The 19869-nt window shown below is 34.1% G+C and carries 15 protein-coding genes and 1 pseudogene; 9 read left to right on the forward strand and 7 right to left on the reverse strand.

Annotated features, from left to right (window positions below):
- Positions 1-89: 89 nt before the first annotated feature.
- Positions 90-608 carry a fimbrial protein gene (locus tag PR683_RS18155; RefSeq protein ID WP_198642016.1) on the reverse strand — a complete coding sequence of 173 codons (519 nt, stop codon included), beginning with the start codon at positions 606-608 and terminating at the stop codon, positions 90-92.
- Positions 609-680: 72 nt separating this feature from the next.
- Positions 681-941 (reverse strand): helix-turn-helix domain-containing protein, encoded by a 261-nt coding sequence (locus PR683_RS18160; RefSeq protein ID WP_198642015.1) that lies wholly within the window; start codon positions 939-941, stop codon positions 681-683.
- A 1296-nt stretch (positions 942-2237) separates the two neighbouring features.
- Here PR683_RS18160 and PR683_RS18165 point away from each other — a divergent pair.
- The 7 genes and pseudogenes from PR683_RS18165 to PR683_RS18200 all read left to right on the forward strand — a co-directional run.
- The gene (locus PR683_RS18165) at positions 2238-2384 is read left to right on the forward strand and encodes a hypothetical protein (protein WP_181420530.1); all 147 of its coding nucleotides are present in this window, start codon (positions 2238-2240) and stop codon (positions 2382-2384) included.
- The gene (locus tag PR683_RS18170; RefSeq protein ID WP_198642014.1) at positions 2374-2967 is read left to right on the forward strand and encodes a Fic/DOC family protein; all 594 of its coding nucleotides are present in this window, start codon (positions 2374-2376) and stop codon (positions 2965-2967) included. Before PR683_RS18165 ends, PR683_RS18170 begins: the two co-directional genes overlap by 11 nt.
- Before the next feature lie 564 nt (positions 2968-3531).
- The gene (locus PR683_RS18175; protein ID WP_110592995.1) at positions 3532-4257 is read left to right on the forward strand and encodes a tyrosine-type recombinase/integrase; all 726 of its coding nucleotides are present in this window, start codon (positions 3532-3534) and stop codon (positions 4255-4257) included.
- A gap of 432 nt (positions 4258-4689) precedes the next feature.
- Positions 4690-5907, forward strand: coding sequence for an AAA family ATPase (locus PR683_RS18180; protein ID WP_110592996.1), 1218 nt, complete (start codon positions 4690-4692; stop codon positions 5905-5907).
- A complete protein-coding gene (locus PR683_RS18185; protein ID WP_123382871.1) occupies positions 5897-6880 on the forward strand; it encodes a ParB family protein in 984 nt (327 codons plus the stop codon). Before PR683_RS18180 ends, PR683_RS18185 begins: the two co-directional genes overlap by 11 nt.
- Positions 6881-7121: 241 nt before the next feature.
- Positions 7122-8060, forward strand: a complete 939-nt coding sequence (locus tag PR683_RS18190) for a RepA family replication protein (protein WP_272520441.1) — start codon at positions 7122-7124, stop codon at positions 8058-8060.
- A gap of 1661 nt (positions 8061-9721) precedes the next feature.
- Positions 9722-10054: pseudogene (locus tag PR683_RS18200) on the forward strand (zinc ribbon domain-containing protein); the annotation flags it as partial.
- Positions 10055-10109: 55 nt separating this feature from the next.
- Here the strand turns inward: PR683_RS18200 and PR683_RS18205 are convergent.
- The 5 genes from PR683_RS18205 to PR683_RS18225 form a co-directional block, all read right to left on the reverse strand.
- Complete coding sequence (locus PR683_RS18205) at positions 10110-11135, reverse strand: FomA family porin-like outer membrane protein (RefSeq protein WP_272526670.1); 1026 nt, start codon at positions 11133-11135, stop codon at positions 10110-10112.
- A 128-nt stretch (positions 11136-11263) separates the two neighbouring features.
- A complete protein-coding gene (locus PR683_RS18210; RefSeq protein ID WP_272526669.1) occupies positions 11264-12769 on the reverse strand; it encodes a basic amino acid/polyamine antiporter in 1506 nt (501 codons plus the stop codon).
- A gap of 70 nt (positions 12770-12839) precedes the next feature.
- On the reverse strand, positions 12840-15206 hold the full coding sequence (locus tag PR683_RS18215; RefSeq protein ID WP_272526668.1) for an Orn/Lys/Arg decarboxylase N-terminal domain-containing protein: 2367 nt from the start codon (positions 15204-15206) through the stop codon (positions 12840-12842).
- Between the two features lie 71 nt (positions 15207-15277).
- Complete coding sequence (locus PR683_RS18220) at positions 15278-16738, reverse strand: basic amino acid/polyamine antiporter (protein ID WP_272526667.1); 1461 nt, start codon at positions 16736-16738, stop codon at positions 15278-15280.
- Between the two features lie 636 nt (positions 16739-17374).
- Entirely contained in the window at positions 17375-17509 is a 135-nt protein-coding gene (locus tag PR683_RS18225; RefSeq protein ID WP_272526905.1) for a hypothetical protein, read from the reverse strand.
- Positions 17510-18539: 1030 nt separating this feature from the next.
- Between PR683_RS18225 and PR683_RS18230 the strand changes: the two genes are divergently transcribed.
- Both PR683_RS18230 and PR683_RS18235 read left to right on the forward strand, forming a co-directional pair.
- The gene (locus tag PR683_RS18230) at positions 18540-19064 is read left to right on the forward strand and encodes a fimbrial protein (RefSeq protein ID WP_272526666.1); all 525 of its coding nucleotides are present in this window, start codon (positions 18540-18542) and stop codon (positions 19062-19064) included.
- A 65-nt stretch (positions 19065-19129) separates the two neighbouring features.
- Positions 19130-19861 (forward strand): fimbrial biogenesis chaperone, encoded by a 732-nt coding sequence (locus tag PR683_RS18235; protein WP_272526665.1) that lies wholly within the window; start codon positions 19130-19132, stop codon positions 19859-19861.
- Positions 19862-19869: the final 8 nt, after the last annotated feature.

The following is a 19869-nucleotide window of genomic DNA, read 5'->3' on the forward strand; positions in this document are numbered from 1 at the left end:
TCCGACTGATATTTATTTTTTTATTTTATTAGAATAAAAAATAAATAAACAAATATTGGAAATAAAGACTAAGCACTGAAGAATAAATATTATTTATAGGCTACCGCATAGGTTGCACTTGAAATAACAGTACCCTCTTTTAAGGTTTGTCCTGTGGTTGCCGCCATTCTGGCTTTAAATTTCATATTACCAATAGCATCCGTGCCGTTACCGAAATCAACACTTTGGCTGTTATAAGTTACGTCTTGGTTAGGGATTGTTGAATTAACAGCGGTTAATTGAATGGAAACACCGTTAGCGGTTCCTTTCATATTTGCCAAACCTGTATTTGTGAAGCCAGCACTCTGCCAACCCACTTGCCCGCTGGTTTTTTTCAAGCATTCATCTGTACGTGGGACTAACTCAAAATCCACATAGTCACCATGCGTATCTGCCGTCGTCATTTTGCCTAAATCAATCGTAGACTTAACTAAACCCCCAATTTCAGTATCTATATCACAAGTTTCTGACGTCACTGCACCAATAAATTGAACCTCCCCCGTATTTGCGGAAGCATATCCTCCTAATAATGTGACACCGATGATTGCTGGCAATAATAGTTTTTTCATTGAATAGATCTCCACTTTAATATAATTGAACATGAAAAATATTGATTTAATCACGCTATAAGATATGAAGGATTAATATCTATCACTTAATTCATTGTATAATAAGAATTCATCCCACGATGTTTCTAATATGATTAATATGTCATTAAGCAATGTAACAGTAATCTTTGTAATACCATTTTCATACCGGGAAATTTGCTGTTGACTGACATTTAGCATTATCCCTAAATCTTTACCGGTTATATCTAATTTCTTTCTTTTGTTTTTAATAAAACATCCTATTTTTTTATTAAAAACATCCAGTTTAATAAGATCAGAATGGTAATCTTTCACGTTTATAACCCTCTTAGATTATTAAATTAAAATGTCTGATATAAATAGGATGGTGAGAAATATATAATCACAATGTATCGGAGTAAAAACGTTTATATCGATCAATAATTCAATTATAATAGGTTTTGACTATCATAAATTTAATATTGATCGATATGTCCGATCTTAACGGTTGGCTATTTTCATTTAACATGTTGATTTATAATGGTTATTGGTATTGTTGGTTTTTTAATAAATATGTGTTTGTTATATTATTATTACACTTTTTAACATCAGTTTGATGGTATTTAATTAAAACGATATTAATACTGAAATATTAAATTACATTTGGTTACATTTTTGCCCTTATTAGTGGTATGAAAATAAAGATTTTCTTATTATAAATAAAGGAATAATGAAAAATAAAAGATTGAATTAAGGTAGTAACGTGTTTTAATTAAAATAAAATATCATCGAGATATCAACAATACAGAATATTCTTAGCTTCTTTATTACATTGTAATGAAGCAACGTAGATTACTTGATGTTGATAGCGTAAGGAAAATACGTCATTAACTTAAAATTATTAGATTTCTATCTTCTAACATCAAAAATCACTTAACTATTTATTTAACTTTCTAGTTATAATAAAATACAGTGTATTTAAGTTATTATTACTAGCAGTTTTACATGTATTGTAAGAACTGATTCTTCGATAACAGATAAATTATTTATATTCTAAACTAAACATAATAGTGAAACTAAAAATGAATTATTAATTGATATTAATTAATAAAATAAGTTATGGCATACAGTATGCATGCAATATTAAATGGAAAAACAAATAGGATATTTTTTAAGTATGCTTATTTTATTAATCACAATCACATTTGCTTATCTACTACAGTTTCAATAGTGATATAACTCGATGGATTGATAAAGAGGGGAGGAGGGCTTAATAGCAAAGAGGCGGTAGAATATTATTTTATGAAAGGTAATGTCAATGATTAGCTCATTACTAAAAATAGTGTTATAAAAATAATTATACAGTAATATTTTCATATAAACCATAATTTATGATTCATTGAGAATAAAATTGATTAAATTACATTAGTTACTTAATAGAAAGCAAGAATGTTTTTTCTAAATATCAGTGTATGTTTTTTTAGTTTTTATTTGTTCATTCTTAAAAATATTAAAATTAAGGCTAAATAAAGCTATAACTATTAATAATATTTACAATTAAAAAATTTTCTATCTTGTGTTATACTTGGTACTATACCAGAACATTTAAATGTTATTTTGAAGAGGGAAACTATGAGAACACCTGTATTAGTGACTAAAGAAAAATTTGTTACATCTTTGGATAACTACAAAACAAGTCTTTCTTATGAAGGTTTGTCTTTGAAAAATAAAGAAAAAAAACTGTCTATTCCAGAGCTAAAACGTAAATATGCGCGATAAATATGGTATCAATCAGGATATATACTGTTATTCAGGCACTGACGTTCTTATTAATTTGCTTAACATACGCGATATAGAAGTTCTTGAAGAGGCCGAAATAGCCTTTACAACAGAGAGATATCTTTCATATCAAAGTGATAAATCTGATATTTCTCAATTTAATTTTTCTCATTTAAAATTTTTACATCTTTATCTTTTTCAAGATGTTTATGAGTGGGCAGGTAAGATTAGGAAAGTGGATATTTCAAAAGGTAATACCCGCTTTTGTACTTTTTCAAGGATCGAACCTGAAGCAATAAAGCTTTTTAATAACATCCCACAACTTGCAGATCATACTCATCTTACTGATTTAGTTAAATATTTGGCAAATTTATTCTGTGAACTTAATCTACTCCATCCTTTTAGAGAAGGAAATGGACGTACATTACGATTCTTTTTTGAAGAGATGCTTTTTGTACTAGGCTATGAAATAACGTGGCCCGCAATCTCTCAGAATGATTGGATAGATGCGAATATTGCTGGTGTTTATCTAGATCTTGAACCACTAATTGCCATTTTTACATCAGCTGTACAGCCTAGATAGTAATTATTATTTATCTTCACACCGTGGTGTCTTAAAAAGCTTGTTATTAACTTAAATCCTTGTTGGTTGTAAATCCTACCTTATTTTTCGTCAAAAAGCCTTAATATAGCTAAATCTCTCTATAATCAATTTTAAGCCATTTTTATCATTATTTAATGAATCACATTAGAAGTGGTTTGAAATCCTCTCCTAATAGGTTTTGTGAAGCCTATTTTTTGACCAATCCTTCTTATTTTTTATTATTGCGCTTTATCGTCATTCTCCGCAAATGATGTATTTCGCTTATTTTCCCTTATTTAGTGTGATCGTTATGAGGATCTTCACTATATCTTGTTTTTTTGAATGATTAATATTATCCGTGTTATGTAACTTATTGCGGTTTAAGGGAAAAAACGCAATAATACCTAAATTCAGCAGAGTTAAAAATCGGCTCTAAAAGGTGAAAGGATCCGATGATCGTCATGCGCGTGTGCGCGATTTTTCTGTTACCGCGTCACTTTTAATTTCAATAGACGATAATATTAAAGGTAACTATAAGCATAGTGATTATTAAGGTAATGTATTATGTCTGCTTTTTTTCCGGTCAAACCTGAAAGTGGTAAATCAATTTTACAGCGACAATCTCAAGCCCTTTTACAAAATGGTTATCTAGAGCGTGCGCGACAATTACGAAATTTGGCCATTGCAGCAGAGTTAGATTGTCCAAAATATTTATTGGCCCCAGAAGTGAATCAACTTTTACAATTTATTCCCGATCTGCATCAGCGTACGTTGATTGATACGTTATGGAATACGGGCGCTCGTATCCATGAAGCGTTGGCATTAACGAAAGGGGATTTTTACTTAGATGAAGAAACTCCTTTTGTGGTGTTAAGGACACTCAAGCAGCGGGAAAGGCAAACAAGCGTTGGTCAAACCAAGGTTAAATCTCGGCCTAAACGGATTGTTGCACTCTTTGATCCTCAATATGTGCAATTGATGAAAAGTTACTTTGCGACGATGCGATTGAAGAATCAAAGCCAGATTTGGCCAATCCAAAGTGATAACACGGTCCGAAATTGGCTACGTTCTGCGGTTGAACAAGCGGAAGTGAATGGTGCTTCATATGTTGTTAATCCGATCACCTGCAAAACATTTCGGCACAGTTTTGCGATGCACCTCATTTTTAATGGTGTCCCGATGAAGGTCATCCAAGCATATTTAGGACATAAAAAGTCAAGTTCTACAGATATATATACGAAAATCTTCACTCTAGATACGATGTTGCATTTTGATATTTCTTTTAGATAACTATATTGGAAATTATATTTTCAATATCATGGTGATTTCAGAGTGAAATATTCAGTTGAAATTTAACAATTTCATTAAAAATCAATTTATTACAACAAATCAAATGATGGGAGAATAATTTTTAAAAAATATTATTGATACGTAAATTAATTATTAAAATAATAAATATTTACTTATTTAATTTTAATATTAGTAATCTTTTTTACTAAATATAAAATATCTTCTTAATTTTAATTATCCTAAGATCTATTAATATTGGCGATTTCAGACTGAAATATATTCCCGTTTTTATAATTAATTGCATATTTATCAAAGCGTTATCATTTACTTCTTGATGTGGGTAAAATAATTCTGAAAAGGTTGTTTACAATGTCTAACTTATGTAGGATTATTCTTTCTAGTTAAGAATGCTGCATACGGAGATTATCTAGCATGGTTAGGGTAAATAATCAGTTCAACAAAATTGCAAGCCGTTCTGTAAGATTATTACAGTCATTGACATCTCAAGTTCAATCGCAAAAAGAAGAACTCAATGAAACGACTTATTATCAAGTTTACTCTAAAGCTGCGGTCGCTAAATTGCCTAAACTTACTCGAGCTAGTGTCGATTATGCCGTCAATGAAATGGAGAATGATGGATACTTGTTTGAGAAAAGACAAGCCGGGACAGCATCAAAATATGCGATGACGATCCAAAATATTATCGATATTTATCATCACCGTGGTGTACCAAAATACCGTGATCGTTATTCTGAAGCGTTTACTTTTTTTGTTGGTAATTTAAAGGGAGGGGTATCAAAAACCGTCAGTACAGTATCATTAGCGCATGCATTACGTACGCACCCTCATCTTATATATGAGGATCTTAGGATCTTAGTGATAGATCTTGACCCTCAGGCATCTGCAACGATGTTTTTGGATCATATGCAATCTATTGGAACTGTTGATACAACAGCCGCTCAGGCAATGTTACAGAATGTTAGCCGTGAGGAATTATTTAACGAGTTTATTTTACCTTCTGTTGTACAAGGCGTAGATGTTATCCCAGCGTCTATTGAAGATGCATTTATTGCATCTCAATGGGAGTTGTTGTGTGCGGAACATTTACCTGGGCATAATATTTATACTGTTTTACGTGAGAATATTATCAATAAAATTAAGCAAGATTATGATTTTATTTTTATTGATAGTGGTCCTCATCTTGATGCTTTTTTATCTAATGCAATCGCAGCAGCAGATATCTTAATGACGCCGGTACCACCTGCACAAGTTGATTTTCACTCAACATTAAAATATTTAACTCGCTTACCCGAGCTCATTGACTTGATAGAATCAACGGGGGTAAGCGTTAACTTGATCAGTAACATTGGGTTTATGTCTAAATTAGTCAATAAAACAGATCATAAATTATGCCATAGTTTAGCAAAGGAAATTTTTGGTGGAGATATGTTAGATGTTGCCTTGCCAAGACTCGATGGGTTTGAACGTTGCGGCGAATCATTTGACACGGTTGTTTCTGCTAATCCAGCCACATACATTGGCAGTGCTGAAGCGTTAAAAAGTGCAAAAATTGCTGCGGAAGACTTCTCTAAAGCTGTTTTTGATCGGGTGGAATTTCTTCGCATGAATAGAGGTTATTATGCAAACTAAAAGAAAAACTATCGGAAGAACGTTGAGTGCCTCAACGTTAACGCATTTAGCAACAGATCAAAAGCACTCACAACGTTTTATGCTTAAATCAGGTAAGTCAGCTATTTTTTATTTGACTGACATTCCTGCCGATGAATTAGCAGAGAAAACTTTTGTAAGGTTCTTAGTTAATGGTCGAGATCAAAACGCATTAACGCCAGAGTCACTTGCGGATATTACAAGAACCATTAAGTTACAACAATTTTTTCCTGCTATTGGTCACAAAATAAATGGAAAAATCGAAATTTTAGATGGCTCAAGACGACGTGCCGCTGCTTTATTATGTCATGTTGGATTATCTGTTTTAGTCACTGATTCAGAAATCAGTAATGATGATGCTAGGCAATTGGCTCTCGATATTCAAACTTCAAAAGAACATAACTTAAGAGAAGTTGGACTGCGGCTTTTAAAGTTACGAGAGAAGGGGATGTCACAAAAAGAGATTGCTCTTTTTGAGAATTTATCAGCGGCAAAGGTTACGCGAGCAATTCAAGCAGCTTCGGTAACAGATGACATTATTGCATTATTCCCTGTTCAATCTGAATTGGCTTATAGCGATTATAAATTACTGCTTACTATAGACCAACTCATTGATTCAAAAAAGCTTATTAAGAAAGACATCATTAATGACGTTAATGAAAGAATTGAAAGACTAATAGACATAAACAAAATAGCACCTGATGAGTTAAAGAAAACAATTTTAACTACATTAAAAAATATTACAGATCAGTTAGTCTCTAAAAATAAAAAAAATGAAGTGACAGTAAAACAACTTTGGGGTTTTGAAGATAAGAATACTTATGCCAGAAAACGAGTAAAGGATCGAGGATTTAGTTACGAATTTAATCGGATGCCAAAACAATTACAGGAAAAACTAGATGAAACAATTCAAACTGTAATGCAGACGTATTTTGATAATATAAATAAAGAATAAAAGAAATTAAGCCTAAAGTGACCACGCTATAAGGTGGCAAGACATGGGATGTAACACACGAAATGTGCTGGGAACCCACAAATAGAAAACCCCTGTAATCTTCTCTATCTTGGCGGACTGAAAGATTATCAGGGGTCATCAGAACAATTCTGTTAGGGGTAATGTTGAACTCCTAATGGGGAGTATAGAATTATGCGCAAAAAAATTCAACTCCTTCCGTACAACATAAGTGCGGAGATGCATGTCTAATGAGACCTCAATTTCTGTAATTCCTTGTTCTGTCGGTAAAATTCATCGACATTACACACCAAAATTTTTAGGCGAATTACCTAAACTGGTGCCCGTACGTCGTTTTGCCGCGGCGTTAAAACGGCATGACTGGAATCGCAACCCGCATATTTACCAACTGCGTTATAGCCGAAAGCAGCGGATATCGGTGCGCTCAGAGCGTAGAGAAACCTTTGGTGCGTTAGCGATGGCAATGATTGCCTATGCGGATTACAACCCAGAAAGTGATGCATTATTCGAAGTGATGTGCTCAGTGGAGAAGTTGGCAGAGTTGTGTGGTCAACTGTATCGCTATGATAGTGGGCGTAAAAGTTACGACCCGATATTGCATGCACTGCGTGATTGGGAGCAAGCCAAACTCATTGTGATTGACCGCGATTTTGATATCGAAGCCAAGCAATACAAAGCGATGCGGATTTGGATACGTCCGGAGTTTTTTCATGGACTCGGTTTTTCACCGTTGGAGCTGCGGGGTGTGGTATCCAGCTTTAGTCGCTGGATGGAAAAGAAGGGATTAAAAGAGAGCTACCAAAAACGGTATGCGCAGCATGTGTTACGGCTCGCCCGTGCAAATGTGGCATCCCTCGATAATAAGCACAAGCTTCGCAACTTACTTAACAAGCTCAAAACACTTGTGATTGGGGAAGATAATGCACTCAAACAAGAGAAAAAACATTTAGCGAAGGCGTTGAAGGAAAAGAAAGCTTTAGCGCAAAGTACCCGCGCGCCAGAAAGTCCGGAGCATGCGGCATGGCGGCGTTTTGAAGCGTGGCGAGTGACACAACCGATAGCCGCGGTTATGGCATTTGAGCGTGAAATGAAAGCGTTATACCCGAGTATTCAAGGCCAGGCGATTTATCTTTACTATCTAGCGCATTTACCTGACGCCTAATCCTTCTTTTTAAATTACCGTCTTGATTGGCGGGGGTTCTGTTCATCCTAAATTTGGTTCTCTTATTTTTTAAGCGAAATTCTTGTCACTTTATGCTTCTCATTCATCCCGATAATGAAGGCACCAACACATTCGTTCTTTATTTATCCCATTAACTTAGAATGGTGTTTTTTTCTCCAATTACCTTCGAAGGGCATTGGTCTTTTATAGTTAAATTCGTTTTTAGGTTCTGAACTAAACGACCTTATAAATAAGGAGTTGCGGCTCTGCTTTTTCAAGCCGCACACTCTAAAGAGATAAAACCAATAAAGCCTTCGCTTACAAGCCATAAATGGCTGTCGCTCAGAATACGGTGTCAGCATAGTGCCATTGCCCCCGTAAAGCTGGCCTCAGGCCACCTTAACGCGCAGCTACAGCCGTTCATCGAGGCTACGCCTCTCGCTCGTCTCACTGCGTTTTTCAAAGGGGCAAGGAAATCAATTTATGGTTTTAATTTCATTAGGTTTAACCAGGGCAGGGGATGGATAGGGGGATTTAAACAGCCAGATACCGCTTACGCGGGTCTCGACGGCCCTGACCTCATACTGTTCTCTGAAACACTTTTTGCCGTCTACCGCCCTTCGGGCATTGCAACAACCCCGGTTGATTTGATGGTGGCCATATCACACAACGATTGGATCAGTCGCCGTGATACAAAAGAAAGCAGGCGGATAAAGAGGGTCATGATAAAGTGATTTACTACCGAAAAACGAAAGAGCTCAGCATTCGTGAAACCGGCGATGCTACAAGCTATAGTTGTTCACAAACCTGTCAAATTCAACTACGTTATCAACAAAAATAATCCGTACTCTATTAAGAGAGGAAAAACGTATGACGATATCAACAGAACAACTCCTCGGATTATTACGTAGAAGATATGCAATCTCCACATTTTATTGTTTATCTGCAAAGGCCGCCTTTCAATCCTCGGTTCACATACCTCAAGGTTATCTTTAGCTATCACAAAATGGGGAAGAAGAAGGCGTTTTAACATATATCGAATTCCAATCGATTAAACACTTACTCACCGAACACAATATATAGGAAGAAATCATTGGCTCAACACTGATGGCGGAAGTCGTTGGTCTTTAAAAATAATAGAAGGTTAATCTGTTATTAATTAATGTGATGCATCACGCTCGTTGTAAGCATTTAGCGGCTGTAATAGCAATAAAGCTTATCCGCTATGTTATACCACATTCAGGTCAAATCACGTTCTCTTCTAGCTAAACGAGGGAGCGAGCTTGCTATTCCTAATTCAACAAAGCTCACGACTGATTTGCAATCGTGCCCCAATAAGTTGATAAATATTCTTAATATGTCTTGCTAAAGGTAAGATAGATATTGCCGTTAAAGTAGGGTATCTCTATGCGCAAGCGATGGAAGAAAGCAGTAAAAAATTAACGAAATTCGCCACGATTTCAGATGGAACGATATATCAGCCCGCCAGAAGTTTTAAAAGTTGCGGCTTGCCATGGTATCAATGGCGACCAGAGACAAAATTGAGAGCATTATGTCTAGAGTTGGAGATCAAGGCACTTATCCCCTGACGGACAATTTAATAGCTGATGGAATAAAGTTACTTAAGAAAGGATAATTTGGATTGTTGGAAAATATGGGATTCCGGCGTAGAAACTCCGATACTGGATCAGGGCTGGTATGATATGCGTCATCAGCTTGAATACAAGCAGTTCTGACGAGGAGGTCAGGTGCCGGCGATACCTCCGGCATACACCAGCCAGAGGTGTGCCTGTTGTGGTCATACGGCGAAAAAAAATCGTCAGACGCAAAGTAAATTCGTGTGTCAGGTATGAGGCTACACGGAGAACACCGATGTAAACGGTGCACGTAGCATATTAGCGGAAGGACATGCCGTGCCTGCCCGTGGAGGGATGGTGCAGTCAGGCCGCCCGTTGAATCAGGAACTCACCGAGGCGAGTCAGGCTTCGGTCTGAGCGCTGTAGGGATCCCCGTCCTTTAGGCCGGGGAGGATATCAAGGAATGGTTTTACTAGAAAGCATAATGAATTCCTACACCACCTTGCGGTTGTAATTCCCAGTCTTTTTCAGTTGAGCCCCAGACTTGATTTGAGTACTTTGCTTGTACAAATATTGATAAATTTAATGCCTTGTTATACTGATAATTTAAACTAAGCTGAGGCAATGCAAATAAAGTGTAGGTACTTTTGTAGTTACCCTCCATAACTGTTGGGGATAACCATTCAGAAATTTGATTTCCTGCAAGAAAAGGGTCCCACGACGCTTTTTTATTTGAAGCTATATAAGGGTCTAATCCTCCAATAAAATTAAATGATAGATCTGTATTATCACTAAATTTATATAGTGAATTAGAGTAATTCAGCCATGCTAAAAACATATAGTAATTTGCATTACTATATGATTGTGTTTCATTCGTTATAGACATATTCCCGTCATACCATTCTCTAAATGCATAAGCATTTAACGTAATCGAGAAATTTGCTGGAAGCTGCCAATTCGTTAATAGACTTAAAATCCCTGTATTAACATGTCCAGAAGGTCCTTGAGTACTCCAGCCGTAAATATACATGGGTGAAAAGGCAAACTGAGTTGCTTGTATATAATTACTTTTAGGTACATACCCTGAAAAATCAAATGCGGTTTGTATCAATCCGTAAGTTTGGTTGGTTCCATCGAAATTGTCTTCATTCTCAATCATTAATGAAGAGTTTAATTTAACTTTGGTATTATCTATTAGCCCATAATTATAGGTTAATGTACCTTTAGGACCACTAAACCGATTATCTTGTTGTTTTTTGCTTCCATTATAATGATACATATTCCATGTTCTATCCCACTGTAACGCCATACTCCACTTAGGATAAAAATTGTAGTTAAAAAATAAAGATGGATGGGATGTTGCTGTTTGATAGCTACCCGCATTACCATAAAATGTTTGAGTTAATCCAATAGAACCACTAGGTATAAACTCTTCAGCTTGAGTAAAAAATGCTACCATAACTAAAGCCATTCCTGTCGATTGAATTAATATCTTCATTATTTTTACCTTATTAACTAAATAGAAGTTAATTAAAATCATTAATAAATAATTTTAATTTATTAAAAGACTTTATTTAAAAAAAAGGTCACTCTTAATATAGAGTAACCTTTTAAATGGTTTTAAATTTAAATAGAGATAATACCTTTATAAAGTAATAACAAAACTAAAAAATCTAAAACTAATAATACCGCTAAAACCAGTAATTCAAATTTATTAAAAATAGGTAGGATATCTTTTTTCTCTTTACGAGACCAAATAAAAATAGGTAATCCGCAAGTTAATAGAATAGGAATAAGTGCAACATATTGTATTTGACTTGCATACAGTATAAATAAACAAAATAGTGCACCTATTACGCCACTTGTAATCGCTAGTTTGAATCCTTTGTTCGAATATTGATAATACTGTTTATTTAAACAAATCTTTACCATATACAGTGTTGTCGTAATATATGCAGGTATGACCATCAATGCACTAATATTATACATCGTATTCCAAGCATTACTTGAAAAATATACAAGTAACATCGCCGCTTGCATAACTCCACTGCTCACCCACAAAGATACGGAAGCGGCTTGCTTATTATTCGTTCTTGCAAATGCTCGAGGAAATGCACCTTTTTGTCCTGCAACCATCGGAATTTCTGCACATAACATAGTCCAAGCTAACCATCCTGCAAGTACAGAAATAATTAACCCGACGTTCATCATCCAATCTCCCCAAGAACCGACAATTTTGCCTAATACTCCCGCGGTAGATGGATTACTCAATTGAGATAGTTGAGACTGGTCCAGCGCTCCAAAAGGTAAAATTGACAACAACATATAGGTAATCAATGCAATCAGGAATCCAAGTAATGTCGCTTTACCCACATCCTTTTTATTTTTTGCACGGCCTGATAATACAACAGCTCCTTCGACACCAATAAATGCCCATAAAGTGACTGTCATAGGTGCAAAAATCTGCGCAATCAATGATACAGGTTCTTTCTGTTGATTAACTTCAGTGACTATCTGCGGCGATGTACCCCAAAAATTATGAAATAACTGAGAATAATCAATCAGAACACCTAAAATAATAACAAACAAAACCAGAGGAACTAATTTTGCAATGGTTCCGATGGTATTAATGAAACCTGCAACTTTAGTTCCCGATAATACAAGGAAATTATATCCCCATATTAAAACTGAACCACAGATAATCGAATTAAGGTTATTACCATCAGTAAATACACCTGGAAAAAATTGGTCAAACGCATCCATTAAAATAACAGCGAAGGCAACGTTACCAAATGCTGTCATTAACCAATATCCCCAGGCAACGTTAAAGCCAATAAAGGAACCAAAACCTTCTTGTGCATACATATAGACACCAGCTTGAAGGTCCGGCCTTAAATCAGACAATATTCGAAACGAATTAGCAATAAAATAAATACCTATACCTGCAATAATCCATGCGATAATAATCGGTCCTACAGCCGACATCTCTGCAGTATTTTGCGGAAGACTAAATACCCCGCCACCAAGCATAGAACCAACAACAATCGCAGTAAGGGCGATCAATCCTAATTTACTTTCTGTTGTCGACGCTGATGTACTACTATCCGTTGAATTGGATGATTGATTTGCCATAAAATACCCTTTTAAATCAAAAGATAGTGCCTAATAAAACTAGGCACTATCACTAAACACCATTAAAGAATTATTGGCGACCTTTCTTGGCTGTTGCAGACACTTTGCGCTTAAAAGTTACGTGTTCTGGTAGTTCCACTGCTTTACGCTCATCTTCGATAATCGTTCTAACCCAGAAATCACCATTACCATCAACATTGATACCTTGGATTTCATGCTCAAAACCAGGATATTGCTTATCAAATGACTGTAATGCCCTCAAATAACCCATAATACCTTGATTACCTTTAGGTAAACGCTCACCCGGCATTAAAACAGGGATCCCTGGGGGATAAGGGACTAACATACTCGCAGCTATCCGTCCGGAAAAATCATCCAATCGAACATGTTCAGCTTTATAGCGTAAAACCTTTTGATATGTCTCTGCAGGTGTTAAGACAGGCTCGGGATCTGTATTTACAGCATCATTGATATGTTGCATTAATCCAAGGTTATTCATTGTTTCATGCATTTGCTGACATAATTGTTTTAATGTCAATTTATCGTAATAAGGAGAATGCTGCTTGAGTGATGGAATTACATCTACTGCCAACGCATCTGAATCATAAAGTTTTTTAAATGTAAGTAGGCTTTCTATTAATGTTCCCCATTTACCTTTTGTGATCCCAACAGAAAATAGGATCAACAATGTATAATCCCCTGTGCGAGCAATTTCAATACGTCTATCATCCAAAAACTTCGTCATGATATAACCCGGTATACCCATTTTTTGGTATTTACCATCTGCAGAAATTCCAGGACAAGTAATTGTAACTTTTACAGGATCAAGCATACTATCCGTTTCTGCTAAATCCTCATCACTAAAGCCGTGCCAAGCATCGCCCGCTTTTAACATCCAGCAATTCGGGTTCTGGCTCAGTAACTCCATTGGGGCATATTCAAATTCATAACATTCCCCTGTTTCTGGGTTTTTAACTGTTAATGGCTGTAATACATCAAAGAACCATGTATTTTCTTGCTCTTTTAATTGTCTTTTAACTGAAATGACAGACTTACGAAATGCTATCGCCTCTTCAATAGATTCTTGAACAAGGGAGGTGCCTGATTTTCCTTGCATCATACTGACTGCAACATCAATCGAAGCAATAATAGGGTAGTAAGGAGATGTCGTACCATGCATCATAAAAGCATCATTAAAATCATCAAAATCTAACGGTGCTCTATCACTTTTTTTCACATGGATCATCGATGCCATTGATAGTGAAGGCAACATTTTATGCGTTGATTGAACTGCAAAAATAGTTGGCTGCTCAGGTATATTCTCAATATCCATCGCAAAGCGGTTTTTATAGAGAGGATGAAAGCGCGCATATGCATACCAAGCTTCATCGAAATGCAGTCTCGGAGCACTTTGGGCAAGATGTTTAGCAACATCACTTACGTTGTAACAAAAACCATCATAAGTACAGTTAGTAATCACTGCATAAGACGCATTTTTCTCCACTGCTTTTTGAGCTAGAGTACTCTTGGAAATTAAAGATTCAATACTCGCCCTTTTTAGTCGTTTTGTAGGTATCGGCCCTATCAATCCATAACCATTGCGCGTTGGTTTCAAGTAAACAGGACGTGCTTGAGCTAATGTTAATCCATGATTTAGTGATTTATGGCAATTTCGGTCCACAATCGCAATTTCATCTGCGGCACAAGCACCTTGTGCAACGATTCGATTGGAACCTGATGAACCAGAAACGCCATAGAATGTCCAATCTGAACCAAATAATTCCGCAGCAATTTCTTCTGATTTTTTTGACGGCCCTGCATGAATTAAATAGTCTCCCATTTCAGAGGTAGCGACACCAATATCAGCTCGCATCATATTTTCACCAAAGAAATTGATGAACTCAATCCCAACTGGATGTTTTAAATAAGCCATTCCCCCCATATGCCCAGGACAATCCCAGTAATAATCACCATCTTCAGTAAAATTTTTCAATGTTTTAAAATAAGGCGGTAACAAATTTTTAGCGTAACGATGGACCAGAGTATAAATACGGTTTGCTGTAAACTCAGGAGTTTCAGAAAATAAATAAATATATTCAGTAACCTCCTTTAAAATTGTTAATGGGATATTATCTGATATATTATTTTCAGTTAATAGAATAAGAGGAGTTGAGTTATTTCTTTGGCGAAAGACATGAATAAAATCAATACACTCATCATTCATATTAGGATTGCTCTCATCCCAATAAATACCTATAGAACTGTATTTAGGTGTTTCATTTACTAGAGTTGAACCATCATCAATATTCTTTGCAATATGAACTTGAAATCCACGCTTTATTAATTCTCGCTCTAAATTAAACAAAGATGCTTTCGCAGGACTATCATCATTTAACTTATGAGAGGAAATAAATAAAATATTATGATTAAATTTCATAATTATTCTCCACTGAAGGCTAGTTAAAATAGAGTAATACTATTAATATTAGATATAACTCATTATCAAAATTAAAAACTTATTACCCCATTTAAAAGTAAAAATACAATAAAAATATCTAACATTATTAAAACTATAAAAATTTTCTTTTCATAATTTAAAAAAATTATATCACTTGTTTTATCTTGAGCTCGAGATAGAATAAACAATGGCAAGCCAATTGTTAACAAGATAGGGACCATTACTAAATATTTAATTTCACTTGCATAAAACATAAATAAACAAAAAGCGACACCAATTAATGCAGTAATCAATGCTGGTGCAGGATGATTTCTTGTATATTTATTATATTCACCTGTAATGCATAGTTTTAATAGGTATCCCGTTGACATTAAATATGCAGGTAAAACTGTTAGTGCAGAAATCGCTAGCATTGCTAGCCATGCATGGTTTGAAAAATAGACTAATAATATAATCAGCTGCATAAAACCACTACTAACCCATAGAGAGACAGATGCAGCACCATTTCTATTCTTTTTAGCAAATTCTTGAGGAAAAGTTTTATTTTCAGCAGCTACCATTGGAATTTCTGCACAAATCATGGTCCAGGCTAGCCAACTGGTCAATACAGAGACCAGAACACCAATATTTATTACGTATTCTCCCCAATCTCCTGTAAGAATCTTTAATATTCCTGATGTTGATGGAGTTGGTATAACACTGAGCTTTTCTTGAGATAAAACACCAAAAGGTAATATCGATACCAAAATACAAATACATAAGGAAATAATAAATCCCAAAAATGTGGCTTTACCGACATCCTTTTTATTTTTTGCTCTCCCTGATAATGCAATTGCTCCTTCCACACCGATAAAGCACCATAATGCAATATCTAAAGGTGCAAGTGTCTGACTAGCTATAGAACCTAGATCTTGTTTAGGAGATAGTGGGCTAATTCCCCAAAAGTTACTCAAGAGTTGTTCATAATTCAAAAAGTAAATAACAACAAAAACAAAAACAACCAATGGGATCATTTTAGCAAAAGTACCAATAATATTAACCACACCCACTAAGCGTGTTCCAGATAATACAAGAAAGTTAAATCCCCAGACTAGAATGGAAGCACCTATAATTGAAGGAATATTATTGCCACCTCTGAAATCACCAGGAACAAAATAGTTTAAGGTATCCATGATCATGATAGCAAAAGCAACATTGCTAAAAATGGTCATTAACCAGTATCCCCAAGCAACAATAAATGCAATAAAAGCACCAAAACCTTCACGAGCATACATATAAATACCAGCTTGGAGATCAGGACGAATATCAGACAATACGATAAATGTTCGTGAAATAAAAAACATACCAAAACCACAAATTAACCATGCTATAATAACAGGTCCGACAGCCGAACTTTCAGCCATATTCTGTGGCAATCCATCAACACCGCTTCCTATCATTGAGCTAACAACAATAGCAACTAAAGCTAACAAACCTAATTTTTGTTTTTTTTCTGACTTATTCAAAGACATAATTATAATTAGCTCTTTTAGTCTATTAGTTGTGATAATCAAATTAAGATAATAACTAATGTTTAATACTTATTTTTAAAATAGCACTATGAATTGGTTTGTCAAAAGTTAATTATTAAATTCTAAATTTAATTTAAAATCAATCCATTAAAGAGCATCCAATTAATAATAATTGTTACATATTTTTAATTTTCACTAATTTTAGAATAAATCAGTTTAACTTCATTAACTTTATCCAACTAATAAAGACTATCTGTAATACTATAATTAGAGTATCAAATTAAGATAATTAACAAATAATTTTTCTAATGCTTGATAGGGGGCTGTAAATTAATTACTCACGTTACTTTTTCTTACTAAATCAATTCTTGAATAATCTTACATAAAATACCAATGAAAATAGAGCTAATGAAAATTATAAGCTTATAGCAAAGAGAATTTGTTACTCCGTCGGAGTAAGAAGATTCCTTATCGTCGGCTTTTCAGTAAGCTCTTCTACAGGCAAAAGGTAGAAATAGTTCAGGTATCGAAGTGATGCTGAATCTATAGTTTTAGCTTTTCATGCAAACACTCTCGAAGCTAATCAATATAACCATTGTCTGTTATTAACAGCATAAGATAATACAAACCTTATCATTACTCATCATTAAAAATATTGAACCAAACTATAGGGTCTTCGACATATTGCAATGCCCATCCAGTAATAAAAGCAATCATAACCATTATTATTAATAGCCCATATTTATAAAAAAATTTGAGAATATTTTTCATTAAAACTCCCCATTAGAAATTAAAACATTATAACAACCTACAGATACTAAAATGAATCTTCTAATCGCTGATACCTGAATATTTTAACGATACTCTGACGTTTTCTCGTTAATGGGTATTATATGATGTTAAATTTTTGAGGTTCTATGCATTATTTATAACATTAACATACATATTTTATTAAAAAATTCAAATATTTAATTTATTATTTACTCTCTTAGTAACAGGCACGCACTCTAATTTGTACTTTAGTCAATCCTCATACCTAAATCTTAATGCGCGATGAATACTTACGCTTATCTCCATTGAATATTACTATCAATTAGAAACGTTATACTTTTTAGCGAATAACAGGCTAATGTCTCCCTATCGGATATCTAAAGCTGTTACTAATTTTACAACACTAATAGTTCCATGCTAAATAATAACTAAGGAAACAAATTTGTATAAATAGAATGACTATTTATACAAACAGACGTTCTTCGATATATAACAGACCAGAAAAGTTAAAACTTCATTAAATATCATACGGTTAATCACAACCTATCGAATGAAAAAGACAAGTTTCACATATCAATCAAACTCCAAAAAGGAGTTTTATAGAGTATTTCTGACTATCTTTGTTACATAATGCGTATATATATGAATTATTATTAATTATAGTTATATCTTTTGTTTTTTACTATTAATGCAGAGCATAAGTTCAAACATGAATATCAATTATTGAAGGGGATAAAATACACACTAGCGGTGTTTTTATGTAGGATGTTGTTTTTTAATGATATTAATTCAGTGTAACAATTGTAACAATTGCGCTTTTGATAATTAACTACATTTTTTAAAATTTGCATTAAAATAAAATAACTCTTTATAATTGTAACCAAGCTAAACAAATAAAAAATCGTAATTAAAATTATTAAAAATAAATCTTACAAAGGAAAAATAATTTCTTTGTAAGCTTTATATTTTTTAATGATATAAAGTGAATACTCAATAAAATTTATATTTATACATCAATAGGAATTATTTAATGTCATTTAAAAAAAAATTATTAGGTTTAGCGTTATTTTCTGCAGCTTCGATTATTAGTGTAAATGCTAATGCCGATGCTTCTGCTGAAGTTACCTTACAAGGAATTATTACTAACACAACATGTGATGTAACTATCAATGGTGGTAAATCTGTTTTAAATGTTGGCGTATTTAAATCAAGTGAATTTACTGCAAATAATAAAGTTGGTTCAGTAGATATGCCGGTTACATTAACAAATTGTACTCCTGAAGAAACTGGAGAATTAATTGTTCAAGGTTTAACTACAGTTGCCAATAATGATCAAAATATTTTTGTAGGGAATGATGCAGACACAGTAGGTTTTATGGTCGCACAAGCAGATAACACCACTATTTTAAAAAATGGTCAAGGCGCACAAGTTACAATTGCTGAAGATGAAACTAGTGCATCATATACTTTTAAAGTAGGTATGGCATCTACCTCACTAAGCCCAAAAGCCGGTGCTTACAGCGCTCCTATTTTAGTTGCATATGTAGTTAATTAGTCGTTAGTTGTAAAATTGGTTCAGTAAAGAAGGTATACTGAACCAATTTAATTAAAGGAATTTATATGTACGTTTATCGTTTATTAGGTATTCTTATAGCTAGCTTATTAACAATATCTACTTATACATTTGCTGGAATATCATTAGACAATACACGAATTATCTTTACAAGCTCCAATGAACAACGTGGGCAATCTATTGGTGTAACTAGTAGTTCAAATTCTAATGAACCATATTTAGTAAAGGCTCAAATATTAGAAGATATTTCTGGAAATAATTTAGAAACTCCATTTACAGTAACACCTTCAATTTTCCGATTAGAGCCAGGTAGTACAAATCAATTAAGAATATTAAAAACAGGAAATAAAATATTAGACCAAAACAAAGAATCAATTTTCTATTTAAGAGTAATTGCTATACCTGCCGGAAAGAGTAATGACTCTCAGAGAAACGCTGAATTAGGAGGTAATATAAAAATATCTACAGGTAGTATAATAAAATTAATATACAGACCTGATGGATTAAAACCATCCTTAACGGAGTCAATGGGGGGATTACAGATAACTAAAATAGGAAATACTCTAAAAATAAAAAACCCAAGTCCATATTTTATTACATTAGCATCACTATCTGTTGGCAATAAAAATATACCTATTAGTGTCATAAAACAAAACACTACGATTTTACCATTTGGAGAAATGATTTATAACAATGTAAATTTCGACAGTAAAAAAATATCATGGCAAACTATCAATGACTATGGTGGATTAGAGAAATTTAATAAAGAAATAAAATAACAACATTA

The organism is Providencia sp. PROV269, from assembly GCF_028477785.1.
GTDB classification, from domain to species: Bacteria; Pseudomonadota; Gammaproteobacteria; order Enterobacterales; family Enterobacteriaceae; genus Providencia; species Providencia rettgeri.

Coding starts and splice junctions, on each gene's coding strand:
- PR683_RS18155 (WP_198642016.1), bottom strand. CDS start 608: ATGAAAAAACTATTATTGCCAGCAATCATCGGTGTCACATTATTAGGA.
- PR683_RS18165 (WP_181420530.1), top strand. CDS start 2,238: ATGAGAACACCTGTATTAGTGACTAAAGAAAAATTTGTTACATCTTTG.
- PR683_RS18170 (WP_198642014.1), top strand. CDS start 2,374: ATGCGCGATAAATATGGTATCAATCAGGATATATACTGTTATTCAGGC.
- PR683_RS18175 (WP_110592995.1), top strand. CDS start 3,532: ATGTCTGCTTTTTTTCCGGTCAAACCTGAAAGTGGTAAATCAATTTTA.
- PR683_RS18180 (WP_110592996.1), top strand. CDS start 4,690: ATGGTTAGGGTAAATAATCAGTTCAACAAAATTGCAAGCCGTTCTGTA.
- PR683_RS18185 (WP_123382871.1), top strand. CDS start 5,897: ATGCAAACTAAAAGAAAAACTATCGGAAGAACGTTGAGTGCCTCAACG.
- PR683_RS18190 (WP_272520441.1), top strand. CDS start 7,122: ATGTCTAATGAGACCTCAATTTCTGTAATTCCTTGTTCTGTCGGTAAA.
- PR683_RS18205 (WP_272526670.1), bottom strand. CDS start 11,135: ATGAAGATATTAATTCAATCGACAGGAATGGCTTTAGTTATGGTAGCA.
- PR683_RS18210 (WP_272526669.1), bottom strand. CDS start 12,769: ATGGCAAATCAATCATCCAATTCAACGGATAGTAGTACATCAGCGTCG.
- PR683_RS18215 (WP_272526668.1), bottom strand. CDS start 15,206: ATGAAATTTAATCATAATATTTTATTTATTTCCTCTCATAAGTTAAAT.
- PR683_RS18220 (WP_272526667.1), bottom strand. CDS start 16,738: ATGTCTTTGAATAAGTCAGAAAAAAAACAAAAATTAGGTTTGTTAGCT.
- PR683_RS18225 (WP_272526905.1), bottom strand. CDS start 17,509: ATGAAAAATATTCTCAAATTTTTTTATAAATATGGGCTATTAATAATA.
- PR683_RS18230 (WP_272526666.1), top strand. CDS start 18,540: ATGTCATTTAAAAAAAAATTATTAGGTTTAGCGTTATTTTCTGCAGCT.
- PR683_RS18235 (WP_272526665.1), top strand. CDS start 19,130: ATGTACGTTTATCGTTTATTAGGTATTCTTATAGCTAGCTTATTAACA.